We start from the raw sequence: 718 nt of genomic DNA, 5'->3' as shown, positions 1-718 counted from the left end.
GCCGGCGTCGCCACCGGCACGGCAGCGATCGTCGGCCTGTCGCCTCTGACGGAAAAGCGACTTCAACGCTCGGGCCCGGGACTGGTGTCGGCGATGGCATCGGGCGACCTCACCCGGCTCAGGACCGGATCCACCGCGAGGTCTCCGGTCCCACGCGGTGCCTGAACGCCTCGGCACCGCACGACTGAGCACCTGCCGCGCCGACCGGCGGGGAGGGCGGCCCACGCTGGCGCCGCGAAGGAACGCCGGGAACGCCGGTGGCGGACCAGGGCCGCGCCCAAGGCCGTCGTCCCGGGGTTTTCGCGTGTCCGCGGCTTCTCGTGTACGGGCCGCGACTCCGACTCGCTCCCGACGTCTCCGACCACCCCGGCTCATGGCGGCGTGAGAGACGNCGCGGCGCCCACGGCCGGACGACACGGCTCAGGCGTGGGCGTGCTCGGCGCGCCGCTCGCGTACGAGCACCGCGGCGAGCACCACCGTCCAGACCCAGACCAGCACGGTGAAGGGCACGATGACGGCGAACTCGACGACGAGCGCGCCCGCCAGCCACCCGGCGCCCGCGACCGCGCCCGACCAGCCCACCCATGCGGGCAGGCGTCCGCTGAGGGCGATCGCCGTCCCGTACAGCACGAACACCAGCCCGAGCATGGCCTGGGCCGTGAACGCGGTCGCGCCCAGGACCAGCAGCAGGGCCTCGGTGCGCTCCAGCAGGGCGGTC

At 74.8% G+C, this 718-nt stretch carries 1 pseudogene; it reads right to left on the bottom strand.

Going from position 1 to position 718, the window contains the following annotated elements:
• Positions 1–420 precede the first annotated feature (420 nt).
• A pseudogene (locus tag D455_RS34165) lies at positions 421–718 on the bottom strand (hypothetical protein); the annotation flags it as partial.

Origin of the sequence: Nocardiopsis halotolerans DSM 44410, assembly GCF_000341065.1 — a bacterium.
GTDB lineage: Bacteria > Actinomycetota > Actinomycetes > Streptosporangiales > Streptosporangiaceae > Nocardiopsis > Nocardiopsis halotolerans.
The sequence above is the reverse complement of the archived record's forward strand: the minus strand, read 5'-3'. Positions and strand labels throughout refer to the sequence as shown.